Source organism: Rhizobium sp. FKL33 (genome assembly GCF_005222915.1).
GTDB lineage: Bacteria > Pseudomonadota > Alphaproteobacteria > Rhizobiales > Rhizobiaceae > Rhizobium_E.
The window spans coordinates 26,821-51,849 of sequence record NZ_STFX01000004.1; the positions used below are offsets into that span (position 1 = coordinate 26,821).

Below are 25,029 nucleotides of genomic sequence, written 5' to 3' on the forward strand. Positions count from 1 at the left end.
CTCAGCCGTCGGCCTGTTTGAGCGCAGACAGCGCCGCCTGGAGATCGGCGATCAATGTCTCGCCGGTCTCGAAGACGCCGCCTTCCACCACGACCATGTTGCGACCTGCGCCCTTGGCCTCATAGAGGCATTGGTCGGCGCGGTCGATCGCCGCCTGCAGGGTGTCGTTCTCCGCCTGCATCTTGGCGACGCCGAAGCTTGCGGTGATCTGCCGGTCAATGCCGAACTGGCGCCAGTCGCGGCCGGCAAAGCGCAGGCGGACGCCATGGGCGAGCACGCCGGCCTCGGCGAGGCTGGCCCCGGGGATGCAGATGACGAATTCCTCGCCGCCGAGACGGGCGGCGACTGCGCCGGCAGGGATCGACGTGCGGATTTCCAGCGCGAAGGCTGCGATCACCCGGTCGCCGGCGGCATGACCGAAGCGGTCGTTGACCTGCTTGAAATGATCGATATCGGTGACGACGATGACGCCGGACCAGGCGTCGCGAGCCTGGATCGGCTTCAACGCCTGTTCCAGGCCCCGCCTGTTGTAGAGACCGGTCAGGGGATCGACTTCGGCGGCGCGCCGATAGTTCAGCATCACCCGCATGACCATGGAGCCAAAGGCGGCGGCGGCAAGCAGCACGCCGAAACAGCCGGAGGTGATCTGCATGACCACGGCGTAAACCGATTCGCCGAAGGCTTCGATATCGTCGTTGCCGTCGACCAGATAACTGATGGCGGCCACGCGCGTCAGCGTCTCTATGACCACCAGCGACGCGGCGGCGACGACAAGCCGATCGGCGGTCGCATGCGCCTGCTGAACGACGGCGGACAGCGGCAGACCAAGCAGCAGCGCTGCGACGAGATCGTTGAGCAGCAATTCGGAGCGCAGGTCGGCAAGGCCGAAGACGAGATAGCTGTCGACCGCAAGATAGGCGCCGATCAGCGCCAGACGATAGCCGAGAGGATATTGGGCGTCAAAATGGGTGAGCAGCGCCTGGCCATAGAAGAAGAAAGCGAAAGCGAACAGCGCATCGCCCGTCATGGCCATGATATCGGCAGGACCCAGAGGCAAACTCACGAGAAAACCGAGCCCGGAACAGCCGAAGCCCAGGCCCCAGAACAGGGCGGCCTTCAGCCCGAACCGCCACAGCACCAGAAAAACCGCGGATACGGTCAGCGCCATGATCGGCAGGGTCAGGGCAAAACTGTCGAAAGCTTCCATGACATTCCCGGCGACGAATTCACTCTTTCCTCCAGAGCTACAGGGCCGGCCTTAAAATTCGTTTTAAATGGAGGCGGTTTGTCGGTTTTCGCCCGGTTGCAGGGGCGACGGCGGCTGGATAGAACCTAGGAAAAAGGATGAGGATCGCATGAGCGTCACGATTTACGGCATCAAGAACTGCGACACGATGAAAAAGGCTTTCACCTGGCTGGACAGCCAGGGAGTGGCCTACCGGTTCCACGACTACAAGAAGGACGCCCCGGCGCCCGAGACGATCGCCGCCTGGGTGGACGCGCTCGGCTGGGAGACGGTGTTGAACCGCGCCGGCACGACCTTCAAAAAATTGCCGGATGAAGACCGGGCGGATCTCGACCGCGACAAGGCGATCCGGCTGATGGCGGCGCAGCCCTCGATGATCAAGCGGCCGATCCTCGACAAGGACGGATCGCTGACGGCGGGCTTTAAGCCTGAACTCTATGCCGGCCTCTTCGGGGGCTGAACATGTCGAAATCGACCCGCGCCACGCTGGCGCTCAGCAAGGCCGGCGTGTCCTTCGAGACGGTGACCTATGACTACGATCCCGACGCCGACCGGATCGGGCTGCAGGCCGCCGAAGCGATCGGCGCCGCGCCATCGATCGTGCTCAAGACGCTGATGGCCGAGGTGGACGGCAAGCCTGTCTGCGTGGTGCTGCCTTCGGACGAAGAGGTCAGCATGAAGAAGCTCGCCAGCGCCTTCAAGGGCAAGTCGGCCAACATGATGAAGCCGGCGCAGGCGGAAAAGACCACCGGTTTCGTGGTCGGCGGCATTTCGCCGTTCGGGCAGAAGAAGCAGGTTCCCACCGTATTCGAGGAACAGGCGCTCGCCCATGCTCTCGTCTACATGAATGGCGGACAGCGTGGACTGCAGGTGAAACTCGCTCCCCAGGATGCAATCAAGGCGGCGAATGGCTTCGCCGCCTCGGTGATCGCCTGATTTCTCGAGCGATCAGGCCGTCTGTTCGGGAGCCGGCGCGGCGTCCGCCTTGGGGCCGCCCTTGGAGACGCCGACCATGGCGGGACGCAGCACGCGGTCGCCGATGACATAGCCGTCCTGCACAACCTGGATCACGGTGTTTGCCGGAATCTCCGGATTGGGGACCTCGAACATCGCCTGATGGAAATTGGGGTCGAATTTCTGGCCGGTCGGTTCGATCTTCTTGACGCCGTGGCGTTCGAGCGCGCCGAGCATGGAGCGCTCGGTCATTTCCACACCTTCGACCAGCGCCACGAAACCGGCGTCGCCGCCGGTCCGGGCTTCCGCCGGAATGGCGTCCAGCGCGCGACGCAGATTGTCGGAGACGCCCAGCATGTCGCGCGCGAATGCGGCGACCGAATAGGTCTTGGCGTCCTTGACGTCACGCTCGGTGCGGCGGCGCAAATTGTCCATCTCGGCGGCGAGGCGCAGATATCGGTCCTTGAGATCGGCGTTCTCGGCCTTCAGCAGCTCGACCGGATCGGGTTCGGCGGGCTGGGCCGTTTCGGCGTTTTCATGAGCGGCGGCGGCGGTTTCGGCGTCCTGCTGCGGCGCGTTCTTGGTCTCGTCGGTCATTACGGTCTCCGCATATGTGAATGCATCAAAGTGAGCTGATTTGATCGGGGATATCGAGCTTCGAGGCGAAAAAATCAAGGTGTTGCGCCAAGATTCGCGGGTTTTCGGGCGGGGCTAGACCGCCTTGCCGGCCAGTTTCGACATCAATTGCGCGGTGTAGTCGACCATGGGCACAATCTTGGAATAATTGAGCCGGGTCGGGCCGATGACGCCGACCGCGCCGATGATGCGGTCCTCGCTGTTGCGATAGGGAGCCACGACGAGCGACGAACCCGACAGCGAGAACAGCCGGTTCTCCGAGCCGATATAGATGCGCACGCCCTGCCCGCCTTCGGCGAGATTGAGGATGTCGCTCAGCGATTCCTTCTTTTCGAGATCGTCGAACAGCATGCGCAGCCGGTCGAGATCCTCCGCGCCATCGACGCCTTCCAGAAGATTGGAGCGCCCGCGCACGATAAGCCGCGTCGGGCCGTCATCGTCGGCCGCGCCGGACCAGGTCGCCAGCCCCCGTTCGACGAGGTCACGCGAGAGCTGGTCGAGTTCGGTGCGGATGGTTTCCTTCAGTCTGGCGATGCGTTCGCCGGCCTCGGTGAGCGTCAGGCCGGACATATGGGCGTTGAGGAAATTGGCCGCCGCGATCAATTGCGACGAAGTGATGCCGGCCGGAAGCGAAATGATGCGGTTTTCCACCTCGTCGCGGTCGCCGACCAGCACCGCGAGCGCCTTTTCCGGCGACAGCCGGATGAACTCGACATGCTTGACCTGGGTGTCGTTCTTGGCGGTGATGACGAGACCCGCGCCGCGCGAGGCCGATGACAGAAGCTGGCTTGCGCCGTTCAGCGCGTTTTCGACCGGCGTATCGCGATTTTCAGGACTGATCTGCCGGTCGATCTGTCGGCGCTCTTCTTCCGACAGGGCGCCGATCTGCATGAAGGCGTCCACGAAGAAGCGCAGGCCCTGCTGGGTGGGGAGCCGCCCCGCCGAGACATGCGGCGAGTAGATCAGGCCCAGTTCTTCCAGATCGCTCATGACATTGCGGATGGAAGCCGGCGACAGCGACATGGGCAGAAGGCGCGACAATGAGCGCGATCCCAGAGGCTCGCCTGTGCCAAGATAGCTTTCGACAATGCGCCGGAAGATTTCGCCAGACCGATCGTCGAGCATTTTCATCTAGCATTCCCTGTCGATGACATATTCCACCAGAGCCAGCACAGCCTGGACCAAAGGGAAATATAAGGATTTGAAGGCGCTGCGCAAAAGAAAAAACATCCCTTTTCCTTTGCAAATCCCCCCTTGCGCCCTTAATACGGCTCAGACACGCACAGCAGGAGAAGTGACGATGCGGCCATCCGGACGGAAAACCGATCAAATGCGCAAGGTGACGTTCGAACGCGGCTTTTCCAAGCACGCCGAAGGCTCCTGTCTGGTCAAATTCGGCGACACGCATGTGCTGTGCACCGCGAGCGTCGAGGAAAAGCCGCCGGCATGGCTGCGCAACACCGGCAAGGGCTGGGTGACGGCCGAATATGGCATGCTGCCACGTTCGACCGGCGACCGCATGCGCCGCGAGGCGACCTCCGGCAAGCAGGGCGGCCGCACCCAGGAGATCCAGCGGCTGATCGGCCGCTCGCTGCGCGCGGTGGTGGACCTGCAGGCGCTCGGCGAACGCCAGATCACCGTCGACTGCGACGTCATCCAGGCCGATGGCGGCACCCGCACCGCCTCGATCACCGGCGGCTGGATCGCGCTCCATGACTGCCTGAAATGGATGGAAAACCGCAATATGCTGAAGGTCGACAAGGTCCTGAAGGATCATGTCGCGGCCATTTCCTGCGGCATCTTTGCCAACCAGCCTGTCATCGACCTCGATTATCTCGAAGACTCCTCGGCCGAGACCGACGCCAATTTCGTCATGACCGGAACGGGCGGCATCGTCGAGATCCAGGGCACCGCCGAAGGCGCGCCGTTCAGCGAAGAAGAACTGTTGACGCTGATGGGTCTCGCCAAGAACGGCATCGCCGAACTGGTGGGCCTGCAGAAGCAGGCGATCGCCTGAGGAGATCCCCGATGAAGGCAGGCCGCGTGCTCGAAACCGCCGTCTACGCCGCCGATCTCGACGCGGCCGAAGCCTTCTATCGCGACATTCTCGGGCTGGAGCTCATCTCGCGCGGCGCCAACCGCCATGTGTTCTTCCGCGCGGGAGACGGGGTGCTCCTGGTGTTCAACCCCGAGGAAACCGTGACTTCGCCCGCGCCCGATCAACTGCCCGTGCCGCCGCATGGCGCGAGAGGCGAAGGTCATCTCTGTTTCGCCGCGAGCGCTGCGGAGATCGACGCCTGGGAACGGAAACTGACCGCGGCGGGCGTGGCGATCGAATCCCGCGTCGCCTGGCCGAATGGCGGCCGCTCCATCTATTTTCGCGATCCGGCGGGCAATTCGCTGGAATTCGCCGAGCCCCGCATCTGGGGCGTCTGAACCAGAGGCAATCATGCGCAAGCTCGACAGCAAGACCATCATCGTCGCCAGCCACAATGCCGGCAAGATCGCCGAGATCAACGATCTCATCGGCCCCATGGGCTTTACCGCCAAATCCGCCAAGGAATTGAACCTCGCCGAACCCGACGAGACGGGCACGACCTATGAGGAGAACGCGCGCATCAAGGCGCTGGCATCGGCTATTGCGTCAGGTCTTCCGGCGCTTTCGGATGATTCCGGCATCGCCATCGACGCGCTGGACGGAGCGCCGGGCGTCTACACCGCCAACTGGGCAGAGCGCGAGGACGGCAGCCGCGATTTCGCCTGGGCAATGGAGAAGGTCGAGCGCGCGCTCGAGGAAAAGGGCGCGATCGCGCCCGACCAGCGTAAGGGCCGCTTCGTCAGCGTGCTCTGCCTCGCCTGGCCTGACGGCCATACCGAGACGTTTCGCGGCGAAGTCGAGGGCGAGATCGTCTGGCCGCCGCGCGGAACCGCAGGCTTCGGCTATGACCCGATCTTCAAGCCCGACGGCTATGAAACGACCTTCGGCGAAATGACCGCCGAGGAAAAGCATGGTTGGCGGCCTGGCGACGCAGAGGCGCTGTCGCATCGCGCCCGCGCCTTTAAGCTGCTGGTGGAAACGGGGCTGACGCTCTGAGATGGACGTGAACGCCGCCCTGCTTCCGGATACGGGCGAACCGGGTTTCGGCGTTTATCTGCATTGGCCTTTCTGCGCGGCCAAGTGTCCCTATTGCGATTTCAACAGCCATGTCCGCCACCAGCAGGTCGACCAGGACGCCTTCGTCGTGGCCTTCCTCAAGGAAATGTCGGTGATGCGTGACATCAGCGGCCCGCGGACGGTGACATCGGTCTTCGTCGGCGGCGGCACGCCGTCGCTGATGAGACCCGAGACGATCGACGCGCTGTTGACCGGGATTTCGCGGCTCTGGCACATGCCTGACGGCATCGAGATCACCATGGAGGCGAACCCCTCCAGCGTCGAGGCCGAGCGCTTTCGCGGCTATCGCGCCGCAGGCGTCAACCGGGTGTCGCTCGGCGTGCAGGCGCTGAACGATCGCGATCTCAAATTCCTCGGACGGCTGCACAATGTCGAGGACGCGCTGAAGGCGGTGCGGCTGGCGCGCGAGATCTTTCCGCGCATGAGCTTCGACCTGATCTATGCGCGGCCAGGCCAGAGCGAAGACGAATGGATCCGCGAGCTCAATGAGGCGATCGGCTATGCTGTCGATCACCTCTCGCTCTACCAGCTGACCATCGAAGAGGGCACGCCTTTCTTTGGACTGCACCAGAACGGCAAGATCGTGCTGCCGGACCCGGAGGCCGCGGCGCGTCTCTACGAGATCACCCAGGAGGTGACGGAGGCTCATGGCATGCCGGCTTACGAGGTGTCGAACCACGCCAAGCCGGGCGCGGAAAGCCGGCACAACCTGACCTACTGGCGCTATGGCGATTATGCCGGCATCGGGCCCGGCGCGCATGGGCGCATCAGCCGCCAGGGCCACAAATATGCGACCGCCACCGAGCGGCATCCCGAAACCTGGCTGGCCGCCGTCGCCGCCAAAGGCCATGGCATGGTCGAGCAGGAAAGCCTGGAGCGCGACGAGCAGGCCGACGAGATGCTGCTGATGGGCCTGAGGCTGCGCGAAGGCCTGGATCTCGCGCGCTGGAGCGAGCTTGCGGGGCGCGGCCTCGATCCCGAACGGGAAGCCTTCCTCATCCAGCACGGCCTTCTCGAACGGCTGGGAAATTCACGGCTGCGCTGCACGCAATCCGGCATGCTGGTGCTCGACGCCGTCGTCGCCGATCTCGCCGCCTGACGGCAGTTCGGCTTGCGCGGAGCTTGAAGGCGACGCTGTCAATCGCTTGCATGGCCTTGACGAAAAGCGGATTTGGCTTTTCTAATAGGGGCCTAGGTAGCGCCAGGATGATTTTGCTCTCCGCGTTCGGAACCTGATTTCTAGCATATCGCTTTTCATGTCATCCCACACAATCGAAGGCGCCTCTGCGGGCGGCGCGAAACGGGTCCGCAAATCCATCGAATGGCCCACCGTTCTCCTTGCTCTCGTCATTTACGGCGGCTGGGGGCTTCTCACCTTCTTCTGGGCCGCACTCCCCTATCCTCTGCTCTTCGTGCTCGGAGGCTGGATCATCGCCTGGCACGGATCGCTGCAGCATGAGGTGCTGCATGGCCATCCCACCCGCTTCTGGGTGATCAACGACGCGATCGGCTGGCCGCCGATTTCGATCTGGCTGCCATACCGGCTCTACAAGCGATCGCATCTCAAGCATCACCGTGACGACTGGCTGACGGACCCGATCGAGGATCCGGAATCCTATTACTTCACCGGCGAACACTGGGCGCGGACCGGGGCTGCGGGCCGTCTGCTGGCGACGATCAACAACACGCTGCCGGGACGGCTGATCCTCGGCCCGCTGATCGCCATGGCCGCGCTGTTCGGCTCGGAGGCGGCGCTGATGCTCAAGGGCGATCTGCGCAATCTCGGCATGTGGCTTCGGCACGCGCTGGGCGCTGTGGCAGTGCTCGTCTGGGTCATCGGCGTCTGCGGCATGCCGGTCTGGATCTATCTGACCGCCTTCGTCTATGCGGGCCTCGCCTTCTCGCGGCTACGCTCTTTCGCCGAACATCGCTATGCCGGGGAAAAGGAAGAGCGCACGGCGATCGTCGAGAACACGCCCGCCTTCGGATTGCTGTTCCTGCACAACAATCTCCACATCGTGCATCACAGCCGTCCGCAACTCGCCTGGTACAAGATCCCGGCGCTCTACAAGGCCGAACGCGACGCCTTCATCCGGCTGAACGGCGGCCTGGTCTATAACGGTTATTGGGAGGTGGCGCGGCGCTATTTCTTCCGCACCCATCATCAGCCCGTGCATCCGCATCATCCCGATCGGGTGAGCGTCGGCGATCAGGCGAGGGCCGGGTAACCCAGCTCTTCGGCCTGATGACGGAGATCGTCGAGCCTCTGGTAGTCGCCGTCCGAGAGGATGGCGACGCCTTTCAGACCGAGGGTCGCAAGAATTTCGGCATTGGCGGGATCGGCGACGACATCGGCAAGCGCCGAACGAATCGCCGCGAGCTCCGCATCGCGGGTCGTCCCGCGCGTGATGAAGGGCAGACCGGGACCCCGAGGCGTTTCCGCAACGATTCGCACGCCGGACAGCCGCTCCGGCGCGTGCTTTTCGAGCAGGCCCCAAGTGACCGTGTCGACCGAGGCGATGTCGGCCAGTCCGTCCCGTACGGCGTCGATGGAGCCGACGTGGCCGCCGCTGACCGTGATCGAGCCGAAGAAGGGCCTGCCCTCGGCAAGCGGCGCGATGGACGCGCGAAACAGATTCATGCCGGAATTGGACATCCAGTCATTGATCGCTGCGCGGCGCCCACGGAAATCCTCGAGCGTGCGACCGGGATGCGTCTCATGCGCAATGACGAAGCTCGCCCGCTCCACGCCCTGCCCGCCCGAAAACTCGTAGATCGGCGTCGCGACCAGCCGCACCTTGCCCCTGAGCTCCATCACATAGGGATAGCCGCAGGTCTGCGAAAAGATGAGATCCGGCTCGCTCCAGACCGCATGATAATGCGACTGGCGGTCAAGCTGATCGCTGACAGGAAAACCGCGCTCGCGCAGGTTTTGCGAGAGCGCGGTCCAGAAGAGGTCGTTGGCCCGCCGCACAGGGCCTTCCATGTCGTACATCGACAGGGTGGCGCGGAGCGGCGAGACCAAGGCCGGATCACTCATTGATGAGGCGGCGCAGCAGCTCGACTTCCTGCGACAGCTTCTGATCGGAAGACAGGAGCTCCTCGATCTTGCGCACGGCGTGCAGGACCGTCGTATGGTCGCGTCCGCCGAAGCGACGGCCGATCTCCGGGAAGGAGCGCGGCGTCAGCGTCTTGGAGAGATACATCGCCACCTGGCGCGGCTTGACGATGACGCGGGTGCGGCGGTTCGACACCAATTCCTGGCGCGAGACATTGTAATGCCGGGCCACGATGCGCTGGATGTCTTCGATTCGCACACGCTTGGGCTCGCCGGCGCCGACCAGATGCGAGAGGAGTTCGTCGACCCGCTCGATCGACAGATCCGGCTCGAAGGAGCGGCGGAAGATCAGCTGGTTGAAGGCGCCTTCGAGTTCGCGGCCGGACGCCGTGACGTTTTCGGCGACATGGCGCAGGATCTGCTCGGGAATATCGATGCCGGGATCTTCGGTGCGGGCCTGAGCCAGCCGGATCTTCATCATTTCCAGGCGCATTTCGAAATCGGGCGCCTCGATCTCAATGGCGACGCCGCCCTGCAGGCGGGACCGCACGCGCGGATCGAGCGATTCGAGCTCCCAGGGAGCGCGATCGGCGGCCACGACCACCTGCTTGGCGCTGTCGAGCAGCATGTTCAGCAGATGGCAGAATTCGTTCTGGATCAGCTTGCCCTGCAGGAACTGCATGTCGTCGATGATCAGGATGTCGATGTTGCGCAGCGATTCCTTGAGCGTCAGCGCATCATTGTCGCGGATCGCGGTGGCGAAGCGCCACATGAAATATTCGGCCGTCAGATAGACGACGCGCGGATTGCGCGGGTTCGACAGCGCCGCAGCCGCGATGGCCTGCAGCATGTGGGTCTTGCCCAGGCCGACGCTCGAATGAATGAAGAGCGGATTGAAGCGCACCGCGCCGGCGCCCGATTCGGCGATGGTCTTGGCGGCGGCGAGCGCCACGCGATTGGATGAGCCTTCGACGAAGCTCTGGAAGGTGTAGCGGCTATCGAGCGGCGAACCGAACAGCGTGCTCTGCTGGGTCGGAGCCTGTCGAGCGGCGGGCTGCTGCGCCTGCGGCTGAGACATGTGCTGCGGCTGAGACGCGGTGAACGGAGCGCCGCGACGCTGCGGCTGCTGAGCCGGCGCCGGATCCGCAAGGTTCGCGCCAGCTTCGTCTGCCATACCCGGCCGAGAGGGACGTGCGGCGGACCTGACGAGAATCTCGACCTTGAGGATGTTGGCGTCTTCTTCCTGAAGAAGAGACGTCATCATGTCGAGATAACGATTGTTGATCCAGGATTTGAGGAAGGTCGTCGGAACCGAAAGACGGACGACGCTCTTGGAAACGGAATGGATCTTCAGCCGGCCGAACCAGCTGGCGTAAACTTCAGGCCCGACCTTGGCCTTGAGTCGCGCGCTGAAACGCTCGAACAAGGCGTCGCTCTTCATGCCGCTTTCCCCCGCATGCGCTTCAGCATTGGCTGCCGTTATGAGGGCGTCCCCGGAAGAGAACGCGCCCTTTTCTGTCATTGTCATGTGCATGTCGCCGCCTTTTTCCACGTCATGAACGACTGTCGAAGATCGCTCTCCGACACATCATCCGTCCTCCTGAAAGTCAGGCTCATCCGCCAATCCGCAGCCGTTCCCGGTTGCGAAATGTTTGACGGGCCTCGTTGGGCTTGACGATCAGGATCTAACGCTCATCTACTCACACTGTTCCCCGCATTTCCTGTCCCTGGAAAATGCCGGGATTTACGCACTCGCCTCGTCGAAACGCTCCCCGCGATAAGACGACAGAACTACGCGGGATGACTCTGACGAGTCGACCCTTGGCACGCCTGTCGGTCGAGGATTGAGCGATGTTTCCGCCCGAAGCCGGAGCTTGGTTTACCGGTGCGTCCTTGTTGTCTTCACCGGTTTTCCCTGTCTCCGTGGAAGTCATTTAGGCAAGATCGGCGGGCAAGATCAATCGCCTTTTTTACCCAATCTTAAGAGAAAACCGTTGACTTTCCCGAAGCCCAATTCGCACCCGGGACCCCCAAAAGAGAATCGCAAACAAATCAATAGGATTCCCGTGAGGCCCATTTTTTGAGGCGTCACAAACAAAAAAATAAAAAATTCACTTGACTCGATTTAGTGAGCCGCTGCCGCAGCGACAGGCTGAGACGGCAAAGTGATCCTCCCGCAACCCATTGATATTCATATATTATTTACGTCTCTCACAATCGCTCCGAAATGTTGCAAATGTCAGATCTCATGACAATTTGACGAAATTTCGGTCGAGAATCCGGAAAACGACAAAAGGCCCGGCGCGAACGCCAGGCCTTTTTCGGAATGCGATGAATGCCTAAATCAGGCGCCGATCGTCTTCACGCGCTGGGCAAGGCGAGACACCTTGCGGGACGCAGTGTTGCGATGGACGACGCCCTTGGTGGCGGCGCGCTGCAGCTCGGGCTGAGCAGCCTTCAGAGCGGCTTCGGCAGCGGTCTTGTCGCCGGAAGCGATGGCTTCCTCGACCTTGCGGATGAAGCTGCGCATGCGCGAACGACGCGCCTTGTTGACTTCCGTGCGGCGGGCGATCTTGCGGGTCGCTTTTTTCGCCGAAGTGGTATTGGCCATGTATGCCTCTCTAAATTCGATCCTGTCCGACATGCCCCTTTGCCGCGGACCCTTCCGGGGTACGGCCTCAATGCCGGGCAATGAGGGAGCATCCAGAAAAGCCGGATATACGGCTTTTCAAACTGTGGGCGGCGTATAGCGCCAAACCGGTCGTGCGTCAATGATCCCGTCAAAAGAATCTGAGGCGGTTGCGCGCATGACGAGTCCCGTCTCAGCGGTGCCGGAAGACCGGCTTGCGCTTCTCCACGAAGGCGGCCATGCCTTCCTTCTTATCTTCGGTTGCAAAAAGAGAATGGAACAAGCGACGCTCGAAGCGCAACCCTTCGGCGAGCGTGGTCTCGAAGGCGCGGTTGACGCTTTCCTTGGCCATCATCACCGAAGGGCCGGAGAAGGAAGCGATCTTCTCGGCGGCGGCAAGCGCTTCCTCTATCAGACGCTCCGCAGGCACCACGCGGGCGACCAGCCCGATGCGCTCTGCCTCGGTCGCGTCGATCAGGCGGCCGGTCAGCACCATGTCCATGGCCTTCGCCTTGCCGACGGCGCGGGCGAGCCGCTGTGTGCCGCCCATGCCGGGCAGGATGCCCAGGGTAATCTCCGGCTGGCCGAATTTGGCGGTGTCGGCCGCAATGATGAAGTCCGCCATCATCGCCACTTCGCAGCCGCCGCCGAGCGCGAAACCCGCAACAGCTGCGATCAACGGCTTGCGGAAGCCGGTGACGCGATCCCAGCCGGCGGCGTAATCGACGCCATAGGCTTCGGTGTAAGTAAGGTCTTTCATCTCCTTGATGTCGGCGCCTGCCGCAAACGCCTTTTCGGAGCCGGTCATCACCACGGCGCGCACGCCGTCATCGGCGGCGAAGGCCGAGAGCGCATCGACCAGTTCCTCAAGCAGTTTCGCATTGAGCGCATTCAGCGCCTGGGGGCGATTGAGCGTCACGAGGCCCACGGCTCCGCGCGTTTCGACGATCAGCGTTTCATAGGCCATGTGCCGTCTCCCAAGTCATGTCTGGCATTGTGAACAAAAGAAGGTCGAGCGACCGGCCTGGACGATGCGGCCGACGGTTCCCGCGCAGCCCGGCGTCGGACAGGACTGCCCTTCGCGGTCGTAGACGCGGAAGCGATGCTGGAAATAGCCGAGCGAGCCGTCCGTCTGGATATGGTCGCGCAGCGACGAGCCGCCCGCCTCGATCGCCTCGGCGATCACGGCGCGGATATCGTCGGACAGCCTGATCAGGCCCGCCTTTGGCCGGCCTGCGGCGTCGACAAGCGCGCCGACAGGCGTTTCCGGCGACAGGCCGGCGCGATGCATGGCCTCGCAGACATAGATATTGCCGAGCCCGGCAATGATCTTCTGGTCGAGAAGCGCGCCTTTGAGCGGTTGTTTGCGGGTCTTGAAACGCGAGGCGAGATAATCGGCCGACAAGAGATTGCCCGTCGGCTCCGGTCCCAGTCCCTGGAAGGCGGGATAGTCGTCGAGGAGATGATCGCTCCAGAGATGCATGAAACCGAAGCGGCGGGGATCATTGTAAATGATGCGGACCGGTCCCGCCTCGCCTGTAAGATCGAACACCACATGGTCGTGGGTTGCGTCCTTGGAGCGGGGATGGTGAAACTCACCCGGCGTTTCGCTCGCCTCCGCCTCGATGCGGAACGAACCGGACATGCCGAGATGGGCGATCACCGTGGAGCCGCCCTCGACATGGATGAGCAGATATTTCGCGCGGCGTCCGAGCGCATCGATGCGACGGCCCTGCAACGCCTCGGCGAAGCCTTCGGGAAAGGGAAAGCGGAGATCGGGCCGGTTCAGCGTCACGCGGTCGATGCGCGCCTTTTCCATGAAGGGCGCGAGCCCGCGGCGCACGGTCTCCACTTCAGGCAATTCGGGCATGGGCGGCAGGCTTTCTCGGGCGGTGGCTCACGTCGCCTATATAGACAAGCCGAACGCCCCCCGCCAGCCCGGCCGATCAATCGGTTGCCGGCTGATAGGGATCGGCGAGCGCCGCGCCGGGGCGGCTGATCGGATATTTGCGAACCGAGATCTTGGCCGCCATGCGCTTTTCGCCATAACGCGACAGCAGTTCGCGGAAGCTCTTGTGCATGCCGCCATCCTGATAGGCGTAAGCGGTCGACGCCGCAGGCATGGAGAGCGGCGCAGACGCGAGCGCCGGTTCGGCGAGGCAGGGCGCGAGCGGATTGGCGGGCAAGCTTTCCGCCGGCTGGTTGAACACATAGCGGCCGGAGCAGGCGCCGACCGCAGGTTCTCGTCGCGTCGTCTCGAAGGAATCGTAGCCGAGTTTGATCGCCCGCCAGAACTCCATGTTGGGATCGCCTGCATGGCGGGCCATGTTGTCGGCGGTCAAGCGGAACGGATAGGACTGGACCTGGAAGGACGGTTGGCCCGCTTTCAGCGCCGCCTTCACCAGCGGATAGATTTCCGCCATCTGCTGGTCGGTGAGCGCGAAGCAACCCGAGGACGAGCAGGCGCCGTGCACCATCAGCGCTTCGCCTGTATAGCCCAGCGCGCTTTCGAGCCGGTTGGGATAGCCGAGATTGAAGGACAGATAGAATTGCGACCTGGGATTCAACTGGCCGAGCGAGACCTGATAGAAGCCCTCCGGTGCCTGGCGGTCGCCGATCTTCTTCTTCGGACCGAGTTTGCCGGACCAGCGGCAGATCGGATAGGTCTTGAACAGCGCATATTGCCCCGACGGCTTTTTCTTCCAGACCTCGAATTCGCTTTCCGCCTTGAAGATGCGGATCAGCACCGGGTCCTCCTCGCGGAAGCCCTTGGCGCGGATTTCGCGGGCGAGTTTGGGCGAAATGGAGGTGTCCGGCTCGATGTCGAGCGCTGATGTCGTGCAGCCGGCAAGCGCCGCAAGCGATAGGAGACTGATCGCGGCGAAAGCGGAGCGGAACGGAGACGACTGCATCTTGGCCATCGGATATTTACTCGGGACTTCTGACCTCCCTTATCCGGGGACGATCTTTCCGGTTCGTTAATCACATGTCTCGATAGGGGAACATGAACAGCCTCTACACGACAACGTGACCGTATTATGCCCGGCAAAGCCTGCGCGAGGCCTTTTTTCCAATCGCCGCGTCCGGACCCCGCGACCATTTTGCCCTTCGCGCCTATGGCGTCGGCCGGACCGATCCGGTATGGTCCGCCGCATTCTGAAGCAAAAAGACGACAAAGACAGAGATGGAGCGCCTCATGACGACGGAACGCGCAAGCGCCGATGGCGGCATGGAAACATCCTATGGTTTTCGCCAGGTCAATCCCGGCGAGAAGCAGGGCCTGGTCAATGACGTGTTCCACAAGGTCGCCAAACGCTACGACATCATGAACGACCTGATGTCGGCCGGCCTGCACCGCGTCTGGAAAGACGCGATGATCGCAGCCCTCAATCCGCGCAAGAGCGCCGATTACAAGGTGCTGGACGTCGCCGGCGGCACGGGCGATATCGCCTTCCGCATCGTCGAGGCCTCCGGACGGCAGGCGCAGGCGACCGTGCTCGACATCAACGGCTCCATGCTCGGCGTCGGCGCCGAGCGCGCCGAAAAGAAGGGACTCGCCGGCAACCTGACATTCGTGGAAGCGAATGCCGAGGAACTGCCCTTCGAAGCCAACACATTCGACGCCTATACGATCGCCTTTGGCATTCGCAACGTGCCGCGCATCGATGTGGCGCTGTCGGAAGCCTATCGCGTGCTGAAGCGCGGCGGCCGTCTGCTGGTGCTGGAATTCTCGGAAGTCGAACTGCCGCTGCTGGACCGCGTCTATGACGCCTGGTCGTTCAACGCCATCCCGAAGATCGGCAAGGCGGTGACGGGCGAGGCCGAACCCTATCAATATCTGGTGGAATCGATCCGCAAATTCCCCAATCAGCGTGATTTTGCCGAAATGATCACCAAGGCCGGCTTCTCGCGCGCGACCTACACCAATTATTCGGGCGGCATCGCCTGCCTGCATTCCGGCTGGAAGCTTTGACCCGATGAGCACTGCCGGAGCTTATCTGCGCCTGATCAATCTGGGTTGGGTGCTGACGCGCGAGGGCGTGATCTCCGCCCTGCCCGCCGATCACCTGCCCGCCATATTGCGCTTCGGCCATTCCCTGGCCGGACTGCTCGCCAAGAAGCGGGCGAAGACGTCGGCGCAATCGGACAATCTCGCCCGCGCCGTCGACCGGCTGGGACCGTCCTATGTGAAGATCGGCCAGTTTCTCGCCACGCGCCCCGATGTGGTGGGCAAGGATTTCGCCGCCGACCTCGCGCAGTTGCAGGACCGGATGTCGACCTTTCCGATGGAGGCCGCCAGGCGACAGATCGAAGATTCGCTCGGCCGCAGCATCGAGGATCTGTTCGAGGAATTCCTGCCGCCGGTCGCCGCCGCCTCGATGGCTCAGGTGCATCCGGCCATTGTGATGGACAAGGACGGGGGGCGCCGCAAGGTGGCCGTCAAGGTGATCCGACCGGGCGTGCGCGAGCGCTTCGCCCGCGACCTCGAAACCAATTTCGTGGTGGCGCATCTGCAGGAGCGGTTTTATCCGCCCGCCCGCCGCTTGCGGCCAGTGGAAGTCGCCAAGACGCTCGAGCAGACCACCAAGATCGAGATGGATCTGAGGCTGGAGGCGGCCGCGCTATCCGAACTCGACGAGAACACGGTCAATGACCCCGGCTTCCGCGTGCCCAAAGTGGACTGGGAGCGGACCGGCCGCGACGTCGTGACCATGGAATGGATCGACGGCGTCAAGATGTCCGACATCGCCGGGCTGAAGGCGGCAGGCCATGACCTGTCGACGCTGGCCCAGACGCTGATGCAGAGCTTTCTGCGCCATACGCTGCGCGATGGTTTTTTTCATGCCGACATGCACCAGGGCAATCTCTTCGTCGATCCCACCGGCGAGATCGTCGCGGTCGACATGGGCATCGTCGGACGACTCGGAAAGAAGGAGCGCCGCTTCCTTGCCGAAATCCTGTTCGGCTTCATCACCCGCGATTACCAGCGCGTGGCGGATGTGCATTTCGAGGCCGGCTATGTGCCCGCCCATCACAATCATGCCTCCTTCGCGCAGGCGATCCGGGCCATCGGCGAGCCGATCCACGGCCAGCCGGCCGACACGATCTCCATGGCGAAACTGCTGACGCTTCTCTTCGAAGTGACCGAACTCTTCGACATGGAGACGCGCTCCGAACTGATCATGCTGCAGAAGACCATGGTCGTGGTCGAAGGCGTGGCCCGCTCGCTCGATCCGCATTTCAACATGTGGAAGGCGTCCGAACCCGTGGTCGGATCCTGGATCCGCGACAATCTCGGACCCAAGCGCATCGTCGGCGACCTGAAGGACGGTTTGAAAGCGGCGATGCGCATCGCCGAGGCCGTGCCTGAGATCGCCGCCCGCGTCGAGAAACTCGCCGTCAACATCACAGACATGACCGAGCATGGGCTGAAGTTCGACGCCGAGACCGCCGAGAAGATCGGCAGGTCCGAAGCGCGGCATTCGCGTTCCGGGCGGATCGCGCTCTGGGTGATCGCCGTCGCTCTTCTCTATATCGCTTGGCGCATTTCGGAGTTCTGAGCGGAGATCCCGGTTCGGCAACGCCGTCGCCTGCTTGAAGCGTCGGGACCAAAACAGGGCAATCCCAGATGGCGGCTGTCGCGGCCGGCGCGATCAGGCCGGCGCGACAGATCCTGAAACCGGCTATTTGGCGGCGAAGAAGTCGAGAACGGCCTTGGTGTAGCCATCCGGGTCCTGAAGCATGGCGAAATGGCTGGCGTCCTTCAGGATGATCAGTTTTGCGCCGGGAATCATGCTCGCGATATAGTCGGTATGCTTGCGGTCGACCGCCTCGTCATGATCGCCGAGCACGATGGCGGTGGGGGTCTTGATGGACTTCAGCTCGGAATCCGGCCAATTGGGCTGGCTCGCCCACATGCCGCTGATTTGCGTGACGAAGGCGTCATACTCGTTCGGCGTCGGGGAGATCTTCTTGTAGATTTCGCCGCTGCGCTCGATATAGGTGGTGAAGGTCTTGTTCTCCATCACATCCGCCTTCACGCCTTCCACCTTGGTGTTGGCGGCCTGGGCGAACAGCTTGTTCAGGCGCTCAGGGTGATGGATGGCAATATCGAGACCGATGATTCCACCATCGCTCCAGCCCACCAGATCGACTTTGTCCACCTTCAGATAATCGAGAAGCGCCAGATAATCCGACGCCATCAGGTCATAGCCAAAGGGCTCGGCGTTTCGCGTCGAGCGGCCATGGCCACGGCTGTCGGCGACGATCACCCGGTGATCCTTCGAAAGAGCCTTGACCTGATTGGCCCAGATATCGGCGTAACCCAACCCGCCATGAATCAACAGGATCGGCGTGCCCGTCGCCTCGCCATAGACCGCATAATACATCTTGATGCCATTTACGGGCGCAAGGCCGGAAGTAACGGCTGCAGGCATGGCTGGCGGCTCTGGAAGCTCCGTCCAGCGATCGGTCGCCGCAGCCATGGATGCGGTCGCCAATCCCAGAGCGCCGACGACGGCAAGCAACAATTTCCTCATGTCATTCCCCTTTCTTGTGTTGCATCAAACAGATTCCGGACGGCTTGCATGCCGCCGCCTCCCCGACCATACTCACCCTCGCGAAAGGCCGGTTATCCGTTTTGCGCAAGGGGCGGCGATGCAGACGCAGACCAAAGCCACAGACCTCCATGTCCGTCGCGATCGCTATTCCGACATGGATCGGCAGGCGGCGCAGCTGAGCGGCTATGGCCAAATCTACCGCCAACTGAGTCGCGGAACATTTGACGGCAGCTTCACCTCCATCGAGAGCGGCAACGGCGCCGCCGGCGTCTATGTCGAAAAGGTCAATCAGACCATCGAGCAGGTCAGCGCTGCGCCGCAGGATCAAGCGGGCCTGGTCTTTCTCTGCGGCGACCAGCCCTCCGCCCGCTTCGGATCGCGGCCATTCACCCCGGGGACGGCGATGCTGCTGGGTCCGGGCGTCGAAGTGGATTTCCAGAGCTTCGCCGGAACGCATATCTGCGTTCTGACGCATGACCACCAAGCCCTGATCCAATCTTCAGAAAGCACAGGCGCAGCGCTGCCGGCTCGAGGCGAAACCAGGCTCATCGACAATCCGGCAGAGGTGGGGCGGCTCGTCCAGCGCATCAATGCGATCCTGCGCTGCGCGCTGCTGGCGACCGGCCACGGCGCAGAGGCGATCGACGGCCAAATGCTCGGAGCGGAGATCGCCACAATCATGGGGACCATGACCGCATTGGCCAGCGCCTGCGTTACGACCCGCCTGCCGCCGTTCCCCACCAGGACGGCGCTGTTTCGCCAGGCGCGAGACATGATTCATGACGGGCTCGATATTGTCTCGGTGACACGACTTAAAACGCAACTCAATGTCAGCCGGCGAACTCTGGAATACTCATTTCAGGAGGCGACGGGCATGACCCCGCACGCCTATATCGCCGCCATCAGGCTCGACGCCATCAGGCGGGGGATCAAGTCGAGCGGCGACAGCATCGGCGACATTGCAGGGCGCTACGGCGTCTGGCATCTCAGCCGCTTCGCCCAGCAGTTCCGGGACGCTTTCGGCGCGCTGCCATCGGAGATGCGGATGCGTGCGGCGCCCGCGAAGCCTGATATGGAGGAACCATCGACAGTTCCAAGGCGCGACAGGTCCGCGACTACCTAGTCGCGCTCTGGGTGATCGCCGGCGCTCTTCTCTATATCGCCTGGCGCATTTCGGAGTTCTGAGCGGCGGCCCAAGCCGGCAGGGCAGCGATCGCGCTTTCGGCGCTCATGACTGCGGCGATCTTGTCGGTCATGTAGCGCAGCGACACCGAAGCGTGTTCGTCGTCATAAGAGGCCACGGCGTCCTCGACGATCACCACATCGAGATCGCGCTGATAGGCGTCGACTGCGGCCATGCGGATGCAGGCATGGGTGTTGACGCCGGTGAGCACCAGCCTGGTGACGCCGCGTTCCGCGAGGATTTCATCGAGATTGGTGCGGAAGAAGGTGCTGTAGCGCTTTTTCACGATTTCGATATCGCTCCCGTCGCACTCGAAGCCCGGATGAAGGGCGGCGCCGGGCGTTCCCTCGATCGAGACGGCAACCTGCTTACGGCGCATTTCGAGGAAGGCGTCGCTGAGATCGGCCTTGAACTCGCCACGCACCAGAATCACCGGCAGGCCGCGCGCCCTGAAGGCGCGGGCGAGGCGGTTCTGTCGGTCGATCAACTGCTCCACCCGTTCGGGCGTCAGCGCCTCGAGCGCGTCGTTCTGCATATCGATGATCATCAGGGCTACGGTCATGGCCTCGTCTCCAAATCGCGCCCGATCCATGACGCTCGCGGGCGACAGGCCGATGACAGAAACCAGGCGATTTCACGGCGCTCAGAAGCGATCCACAGCCGATCGCACATGATCGCGGATGGTGGTGATCATGATCGACAGGGCGAGACTGGACTCACGGTCGGCGCGCGTGGTCAGGCCGACAGCCCCCCGCGTCTCGGACGTGTCGACATCGAGCCGCGCGAGACGCCCCGCAGCGATATCGGGCGAGGCGACGCCGCGCGAGATGATCCAGACGGCGTCGAAACGGTCGAGAAAGGCGCGGGCGAAACTGTCCGACACCGTCTCGATCGTCTGCGGCAGGTCGGCGATGCCGTTGGTCAGCAGGAAGCGATCGACCAGGGGACGGATGACTGCGCCCGCAGGCGGGATCAGCACCGTGTATTGAGCGAGTTCGGTGAGCGAGAAATGAGGACGCGCCGTCAGCGGATGGTCGGCGCGAACAACGAAGCAGACCTCTTCCGAATAAAGCGGCTCGAAATGCAGGCCGGTCATGCGCTCGGGCGCGGCGAGACGACCGACGACGAGATCGAGGTCGCCGAGCCTGAGCGCGTCGAGAAGGCCGCGATTTTCTCCCGAGACGATGGTCACGGGGCTGCCGGTTTCGGCCATCAGGAAGGCATGGACGGCTTCGGGCAGGAAGGTGGCGGAGGCGGTCGGCAGCGCGCCGATGCGCAAGGGCGGCCCGAGCGATTTGCGCGCCAGCGAAATGGAATCGACGCCGCGCTGCACGGCCGCAACGCTTTCGCCGGCATGGCGGAGAAAGACTTCGCCGAAGCGGCTAATGCGAATGCCGCGACCTTCCTTTTCGAAGAGATCGACGCCGAGCGCCTCTTCCAGTTCGCGGATGGTGCGGGTGACGGCCGGCTGGGTGATCGCCAGCACATCGGCGGCGCGGCCAACGCTTTTCTGTCGCGCGACCTCTATAAAGGTCTGCAGATGGCGAAACTTGATTCGGCTGTCCAATTCATAGCTCCATAGTTATGAATAAAGCCGTAAATATCATTATTCTCGCCAAAATCCATTCGGTATCTTTTATCCCAGTGAGGAGCGCATCATGGCATTCGCCAAAATCAACGGACAGGTTCTGCATTACGAATTCCTGACGGAATCAAAAGACGATCCCGTCGTCGTGCTGATCAATTCGCTGGGCACGGATTTCCGCATCTGGCTGCCATTTATTGATGAAATCGCCGAGGAATGGTCGTTCCTGCTCTATGACAAGCGCGGCCATGGCCTGTCGGAGACAGGTTCGACGCCCTATTCGATCGGCGATCACGCCCAGGATCTGATCGGTCTTCTCGATCACCTGAAGGTCAAGAAGGCCACGCTGGTCGGCCTGTCGGTCGGCGGTCTGATCGCCCAGGAGATCTGGCGGCAGCGCCCCGGTCTTATCGAAAAGATCGTGCTTTGCGACACCGCCCATAAGATCGGCACGGCCGACGGCTGGAACCAGCGGATCGCGGGCGTCACCGAAAAGGGCATTGCCTCGCTCGCCGATGGCGTGATGAAGCTGTGGTTCACGCCGGATTTTCACGCCAAGCGCGCCGATGATCTAGCCGGCTATAAGACCATGCTGACGCGCCAATCGGTCGAAGGCTATGCGGCGACCTGCGCGGCGATCCGCGACGCCGACTTCACCACTGTGGCGCCGACCATCACCGTGCCCGTGCTGACCATCGTCGGCGACCAGGACGGCTCGACGCCGCCGGATCTGGTGCGCTCGACGGCCGCTCTCATTCCCGACGCCCAGTTCGAGATCATCGAGGGTTGCGGCCATATTCCCTGCGTCGAACAGCCGGCGGCGCTCGCCGAACTGATCGTCGATTTCATCAACGAGGACTGACACGTGACGGACGCTTCCCAGACGGAACGGCATCGGCAAGGCATGGCGACGCGGCGCTCGGTGCTCGGCGACGCGCATGTGGACAGGGCCGAGGCGGCCAAGACCGCCTTCGACGAACCCTTTCAAGCGCTGATCACCGAAGCAGCCTGGGGGCATGTGTGGTCGCGGCCGGAATGGACCAAGCGCGAGCGCTCGATGGTGACGATCGCGCTTCTGGCCGCGCTCGGCCAGGACGAGGAGGTGGCGATGCATGTGCGCGCCACCGCCAATACCGGGGCGACGCCCGAGGATCTGCGCGAGGCCATGCTGCATGTGGCCATTTATGCCGGCGTGCCGGCCGCCAATCACGCCATCAAAATCATAAAAAAAGTGCTGGATGAGATGAACGCCACTCAATCTCATGGAGGAAAAGCATGAGCAGCAATCAGAGGCCCGAAACCGGCGCCTTCTACGCCCGCGACCGCGCCTGGCATCCGCCGGCGCTGACGCCGCTTTACAAGACATCGGTGGCGCGTTCGCCGCAGCGCGCGCTGCTGTCGCTCGACGGCACCAAGAGCGAGATCACCGGGCCGGTCTTCGGCCACAACATGCTCAACGAGCTGGATAACGACCTGATCGTCAATTACGCCAAGCCCGGCGAAATGGCGATCGGCCAACGCATTCTCGTGCATGGCCGGGTGCTCGACGAGCGCGGCAAGGGCGTGGCCGGCGCGCTGGTGGAATTCTGGCAGGCCAATGCCGGCGGCCGCTACCGCCACAAGAAGGAAACCTATCTCGCCCCTCTCGATCCCAATTTCGGCGGCTTCGGCCGGACGATCACCGACGAGGACGGTTACTACTGGTTCAAGACCATCCAGCCGGGCCCTTACCCCTGGATGAACTGGGTCAATGACTGGCGTCCCGCCCATATCCATTTCTCGGTATTCGGCCATGGCTTTGCCCAGAGGCTGATCACGCAGATGTATTTCGAGGGCGATCCGCTGATCTGGAAATGTCCGATCGTCAAGACGATCCCGGATGAGGAGGCCATCAAGCAGTTGATCGCGCCGCTCGACATGAATTCGACCATTCCGATGGACATGCGCGCCTATAAATTCGACGTGGTGTTGCGCGGCCGCCGCTCGACCCTGTTCGAGAACCGCAAGGAGGGCAACTGACATGGTGCAGAAGCTCGATTATCTCAAGGAAACCGCCTCCCAGACCGCAGGCCCCTATGTGCATATCGGCTGCACGCCGAATTTCACCGGCATTCACGGGGTCTATGACAGCGATCTCGGCTCCGGTCCGCTTTACAACGACAAGACACGCGGCGAGCGCATCACCATCAAGGGCCGGGTGATCGACGGAACCGGCACGCCCTTGCGCGATGCGCTGGTGGAGATCTGGCAGGCCGACGCCGACGGCTTCTACAACAGCCCGTCAGAGACGCGCGGCAAGGCCGACCCGAACTTCTTCGGCTGGGGCCGCTGCCCTGCCGACATGGACAGTGGCGAATTCACCTTCCAGACCATCAAGCCGGGACGCGTTCCCTTCCGCGACAAGGACCCGCGGCTGATGGCGCCGCATGTCACGCTCTGGATCGTGGCGCGCGGCATCAATATTGGGCTCAACACACGGATGTATTTCTCCGACGAGCCCGAAGCCAATGCAGAAGATCCGATCCTCAAGACGATCGAGCATCGCGTGCGGGTGCCAACGCTGATCGGCCAACGGGATGGCGATGTCGTGACCTTCGACATCCATCTGCAGGGCGAGAAGGAAACGATCTTTTTCGATATTTGAGCGGATCAGAAAAGGCTCTGTGGAGCAACTCTCATGCGCCCACCTCCAGTCTAGTGGGCGTGTGATTGCACTTTGAAGAGAAGACAGCATAGAATGCCGCGTTGCTCCGTGTAACGTCGGCGGAGCAACTGCATTTGGCTGTTGGACCTTTCGGCGAAGCGGAACTCATAGGACCATTGTCATGGGCTACGCATTGTTTAATGTCGTGTTCTTGATCGGGCCCTTGCTGGCTTCAGCCTTTGAAGTTGTCTCGCCATCTGCGACGGCGCTGCCGGAAATAGCGAGGAACCTGCCCTACGATTTTAAAGAAGCAACAGACGAGTTCGAGCGGCGGCTCAAAGAGAAATTTCCCGTCTCAATGTCTGCAGCAGAGGTCAGGTCTCGCCTCGCAAAACAAGGTTTCAAGGTAGACGCTGCAACCAACACTGCAGAATTTGAGACAAGCGGGCACCTTTGCATTTTGAGATGGCGCCTCATCTGGGAGGAGCAAGGTGGGATCGTTACCGCCCTGCATGCAGCTTATGGTGGGATTTGTCCGTAGAGAACAAAGTTCCAATGAGTGGGCTTAAAAGAGCGTTTGCTGTCGGATCATACCAGCACATGTGATAGTTCCGCTTTCACTGATAGAAGCGCTGGCAGGTAACGTTCAAGCATCGCAGAGACCGGCTCGCCGCTTGCCGCGAGGCCGACATTCAGGGACGCAACCACCTTTCCTCTGGCGCTTGTCAAAGGCACAGCAATGGAGCGTAGGCCGATTTCGACCTCTTGATCGTTGATGGCATAACCCTGAGTGCGCACCTCGCCGAGCAATGTCATCAGTTGTTCAATGTCGACTATCGTGCGGTCTGTCCGCTTCTCGCGCCGAGAAGCTTGGAGCAGTAGCCTGGCCTCCGCCGGATCGAGCGCCGCGAGCAGGATGCGGCCCATGGAGGTGCAATAGGCCGGCAGGCGCGAGCCCGGCATCAGCGCGATCGACATGACCCGCCGCTGAGCGGCGCGCGCCACATAGACGATCTCGGTCTCATCGAGAATGCAGACGGAACTGCTTTCACCGATCTCCTGGCTGAGCCGATCAAGCACCGGCTGCACGATGCGTGGCAGCGGCATGGCGGCGAGGCTGCCGACGCCCAGACGCAAGACCCTCGGCGTGAGCGTGAAGAATTTGCCGTCGTAATCGGCGTATCCGCCTTCGGCGAGCGTCAGGAGACAGCGGCGCGTCGTGGCGCGGTCGAGCCCCGCCAGCGTCGCCGCTTCGGTGATCGACAGGCGGGGACGCTCGGCGCTGAAGGCTTCGATGACCTTTAGCCCCTTCATCAATCCGCCCATGATGTCACGCGGTTCGGCCATGGCGATGCCTCC

The 25,029-nt window shown here is 62.4% G+C and carries 28 protein-coding genes; 15 read left to right on the forward strand and 13 right to left on the reverse strand.

From position 1 onward, the window contains the following. Position 1: 1 nt before the first annotated feature. A complete protein-coding gene (locus E8Q41_RS02090; protein WP_137153850.1) occupies positions 2 to 1,207 on the reverse strand; it encodes a GGDEF domain-containing protein in 1,206 nt (401 codons plus the stop codon). Between the two features lie 148 nt (positions 1,208 to 1,355). Here E8Q41_RS02090 and E8Q41_RS02095 point away from each other — a divergent pair, with 148 nt between their 5' ends. Beyond that, complete coding sequence (locus E8Q41_RS02095; RefSeq protein ID WP_137153851.1) at positions 1,356 to 1,706, forward strand: arsenate reductase; 351 nt, start codon at positions 1,356 to 1,358, stop codon at positions 1,704 to 1,706. A 2-nt stretch (positions 1,707 to 1,708) separates the two neighbouring features. After that, complete coding sequence (ybaK, locus tag E8Q41_RS02100) at positions 1,709 to 2,182, forward strand: Cys-tRNA(Pro) deacylase (RefSeq protein WP_137153852.1); 474 nt, start codon at positions 1,709 to 1,711, stop codon at positions 2,180 to 2,182. A 12-nt stretch (positions 2,183 to 2,194) separates the two neighbouring features. Here ybaK and grpE read toward each other — a convergent pair whose 3' ends face one another. Next, entirely contained in the window at positions 2,195 to 2,797 is a 603-nt protein-coding gene (grpE, locus tag E8Q41_RS02105) for a nucleotide exchange factor GrpE (protein WP_137153853.1), read from the reverse strand. A gap of 114 nt (positions 2,798 to 2,911) precedes the next feature. Next, on the reverse strand, positions 2,912 to 3,967 hold the full coding sequence (gene hrcA / locus E8Q41_RS02110; RefSeq protein ID WP_137153854.1) for a heat-inducible transcriptional repressor HrcA: 1,056 nt from the start codon (positions 3,965 to 3,967) through the stop codon (positions 2,912 to 2,914). A gap of 169 nt (positions 3,968 to 4,136) precedes the next feature. On the opposite strand from hrcA, the gene rph reads away from it, so the two are divergent. The 5 genes from rph (at position 4,137) to E8Q41_RS02135 (ending at position 8,239) form a co-directional block, all read left to right on the forward strand. Then, a complete protein-coding gene (gene rph, locus E8Q41_RS02115) occupies positions 4,137 to 4,853 on the forward strand; it encodes a ribonuclease PH (protein WP_137153855.1) in 717 nt (238 codons plus the stop codon). 11 nt (positions 4,854 to 4,864) lie between these two features. After that, complete coding sequence (locus E8Q41_RS02120; protein WP_137153856.1) at positions 4,865 to 5,272, forward strand: VOC family protein; 408 nt, start codon at positions 4,865 to 4,867, stop codon at positions 5,270 to 5,272. Positions 5,273 to 5,285: 13 nt separating this feature from the next. Beyond that, on the forward strand, positions 5,286 to 5,930 hold the full coding sequence (gene rdgB, locus E8Q41_RS02125) for an RdgB/HAM1 family non-canonical purine NTP pyrophosphatase (RefSeq protein ID WP_137153857.1): 645 nt from the start codon (positions 5,286 to 5,288) through the stop codon (positions 5,928 to 5,930). Positions 5,931 to 5,937: 7 nt separating this feature from the next. Next, a complete protein-coding gene (gene hemW, locus E8Q41_RS02130; RefSeq protein ID WP_246660050.1) occupies positions 5,938 to 7,110 on the forward strand; it encodes a radical SAM family heme chaperone HemW in 1,173 nt (390 codons plus the stop codon). A gap of 157 nt (positions 7,111 to 7,267) precedes the next feature. After that, positions 7,268 to 8,239, forward strand: coding sequence for a fatty acid desaturase (locus tag E8Q41_RS02135; RefSeq protein WP_137153859.1), 972 nt, complete (start codon positions 7,268 to 7,270; stop codon positions 8,237 to 8,239). On the opposite strand, the gene E8Q41_RS02140 is transcribed toward E8Q41_RS02135, so the two are convergent. The 6 genes from E8Q41_RS02140 to E8Q41_RS02165 form a co-directional block, all read right to left on the reverse strand. Next, positions 8,221 to 9,036 carry a PhnD/SsuA/transferrin family substrate-binding protein gene (locus E8Q41_RS02140; protein ID WP_246660051.1) on the reverse strand — a complete coding sequence of 272 codons (816 nt, stop codon included), beginning with the start codon at positions 9,034 to 9,036 and terminating at the stop codon, positions 8,221 to 8,223. The genes E8Q41_RS02135 and E8Q41_RS02140 overlap by 19 nt on opposite strands. Before the next feature lie 7 nt (positions 9,037 to 9,043). Beyond that, complete coding sequence (gene dnaA, locus E8Q41_RS02145; protein WP_137153861.1) at positions 9,044 to 10,603, reverse strand: chromosomal replication initiator protein DnaA; 1,560 nt, start codon at positions 10,601 to 10,603, stop codon at positions 9,044 to 9,046. 810 nt (positions 10,604 to 11,413) lie between these two features. Then, positions 11,414 to 11,680, reverse strand: a complete 267-nt coding sequence (rpsT, locus tag E8Q41_RS02150; RefSeq protein ID WP_137153862.1) for a 30S ribosomal protein S20 — start codon at positions 11,678 to 11,680, stop codon at positions 11,414 to 11,416. Positions 11,681 to 11,891: 211 nt separating this feature from the next. Beyond that, entirely contained in the window at positions 11,892 to 12,665 is a 774-nt protein-coding gene (locus tag E8Q41_RS02155; protein ID WP_137153863.1) for an enoyl-CoA hydratase, read from the reverse strand. 15 nt (positions 12,666 to 12,680) lie between these two features. After that, positions 12,681 to 13,568, reverse strand: coding sequence for a bifunctional DNA-formamidopyrimidine glycosylase/DNA-(apurinic or apyrimidinic site) lyase (mutM, locus tag E8Q41_RS02160; protein ID WP_137153864.1), 888 nt, complete (start codon positions 13,566 to 13,568; stop codon positions 12,681 to 12,683). A gap of 76 nt (positions 13,569 to 13,644) precedes the next feature. Next, the gene (locus E8Q41_RS02165; RefSeq protein ID WP_137153942.1) at positions 13,645 to 14,610 is read right to left on the reverse strand and encodes a murein L,D-transpeptidase family protein; all 966 of its coding nucleotides are present in this window, start codon (positions 14,608 to 14,610) and stop codon (positions 13,645 to 13,647) included. A 284-nt stretch (positions 14,611 to 14,894) separates the two neighbouring features. Between E8Q41_RS02165 and ubiE the strand changes: the two genes are divergently transcribed. Both ubiE and ubiB read left to right on the forward strand, forming a co-directional pair. Next, positions 14,895 to 15,671: a bifunctional demethylmenaquinone methyltransferase/2-methoxy-6-polyprenyl-1,4-benzoquinol methylase UbiE gene (gene ubiE, locus E8Q41_RS02170; RefSeq protein WP_137153865.1), complete on the forward strand. Its 777-nt coding sequence runs from the start codon at positions 14,895 to 14,897 to the stop codon at positions 15,669 to 15,671. Between the two features lie 4 nt (positions 15,672 to 15,675). Then, a complete protein-coding gene (ubiB, locus tag E8Q41_RS02175) occupies positions 15,676 to 17,259 on the forward strand; it encodes a 2-polyprenylphenol 6-hydroxylase (protein ID WP_137153866.1) in 1,584 nt (527 codons plus the stop codon). Positions 17,260 to 17,382: 123 nt separating this feature from the next. Here the strand turns inward: ubiB and E8Q41_RS02180 are convergent, their stop codons facing one another. Further along, positions 17,383 to 18,237 (reverse strand): alpha/beta hydrolase, encoded by an 855-nt coding sequence (locus tag E8Q41_RS02180; RefSeq protein WP_137153867.1) that lies wholly within the window; start codon positions 18,235 to 18,237, stop codon positions 17,383 to 17,385. A gap of 118 nt (positions 18,238 to 18,355) precedes the next feature. On the opposite strand from E8Q41_RS02180, the gene E8Q41_RS02185 reads away from it, so the two are divergent. Next, positions 18,356 to 19,381 (forward strand): AraC family transcriptional regulator, encoded by a 1,026-nt coding sequence (locus E8Q41_RS02185; RefSeq protein WP_170976333.1) that lies wholly within the window; start codon positions 18,356 to 18,358, stop codon positions 19,379 to 19,381. A gap of 31 nt (positions 19,382 to 19,412) precedes the next feature. Here E8Q41_RS02185 and E8Q41_RS02190 read toward each other — a convergent pair whose 3' ends face one another. Both E8Q41_RS02190 and pcaQ read right to left on the reverse strand, forming a co-directional pair. Further along, positions 19,413 to 20,003, reverse strand: a complete 591-nt coding sequence (locus E8Q41_RS02190) for an isochorismatase family cysteine hydrolase (protein WP_137153869.1) — start codon at positions 20,001 to 20,003, stop codon at positions 19,413 to 19,415. 81 nt (positions 20,004 to 20,084) lie between these two features. Further along, a complete protein-coding gene (gene pcaQ / locus E8Q41_RS02195; protein ID WP_137153870.1) occupies positions 20,085 to 21,008 on the reverse strand; it encodes a pca operon transcription factor PcaQ in 924 nt (307 codons plus the stop codon). A 91-nt stretch (positions 21,009 to 21,099) separates the two neighbouring features. On the opposite strand from pcaQ, the gene pcaD reads away from it, so the two are divergent. From pcaD to E8Q41_RS25455, 5 genes are all read left to right on the forward strand, one after another. Continuing rightward, complete coding sequence (pcaD, locus tag E8Q41_RS02200) at positions 21,100 to 21,888, forward strand: 3-oxoadipate enol-lactonase (protein ID WP_137153871.1); 789 nt, start codon at positions 21,100 to 21,102, stop codon at positions 21,886 to 21,888. 3 nt (positions 21,889 to 21,891) lie between these two features. Then, a complete protein-coding gene (pcaC, locus tag E8Q41_RS02205) occupies positions 21,892 to 22,305 on the forward strand; it encodes a 4-carboxymuconolactone decarboxylase (RefSeq protein WP_137153872.1) in 414 nt (137 codons plus the stop codon). Continuing rightward, a complete protein-coding gene (gene pcaH / locus E8Q41_RS02210) occupies positions 22,302 to 23,045 on the forward strand; it encodes a protocatechuate 3,4-dioxygenase subunit beta (RefSeq protein ID WP_137153873.1) in 744 nt (247 codons plus the stop codon). The genes pcaC and pcaH overlap by 4 nt, the downstream gene beginning before the upstream one ends. Position 23,046: 1 nt before the next feature. Continuing rightward, positions 23,047 to 23,670 carry a protocatechuate 3,4-dioxygenase subunit alpha gene (pcaG, locus tag E8Q41_RS02215; RefSeq protein WP_137153874.1) on the forward strand — a complete coding sequence of 208 codons (624 nt, stop codon included), beginning with the start codon at positions 23,047 to 23,049 and terminating at the stop codon, positions 23,668 to 23,670. 181 nt (positions 23,671 to 23,851) lie between these two features. After that, positions 23,852 to 24,211 carry a hypothetical protein gene (locus E8Q41_RS25455; protein WP_170976334.1) on the forward strand — a complete coding sequence of 120 codons (360 nt, stop codon included), beginning with the start codon at positions 23,852 to 23,854 and terminating at the stop codon, positions 24,209 to 24,211. Between the two features lie 47 nt (positions 24,212 to 24,258). Here the strand turns inward: E8Q41_RS25455 and E8Q41_RS02225 are convergent, their stop codons facing one another. Further along, positions 24,259 to 25,023, reverse strand: a complete 765-nt coding sequence (locus E8Q41_RS02225; protein ID WP_137153876.1) for an IclR family transcriptional regulator C-terminal domain-containing protein — start codon at positions 25,021 to 25,023, stop codon at positions 24,259 to 24,261. Between the last annotated feature and the right edge of the window lie 6 nt (positions 25,024 to 25,029).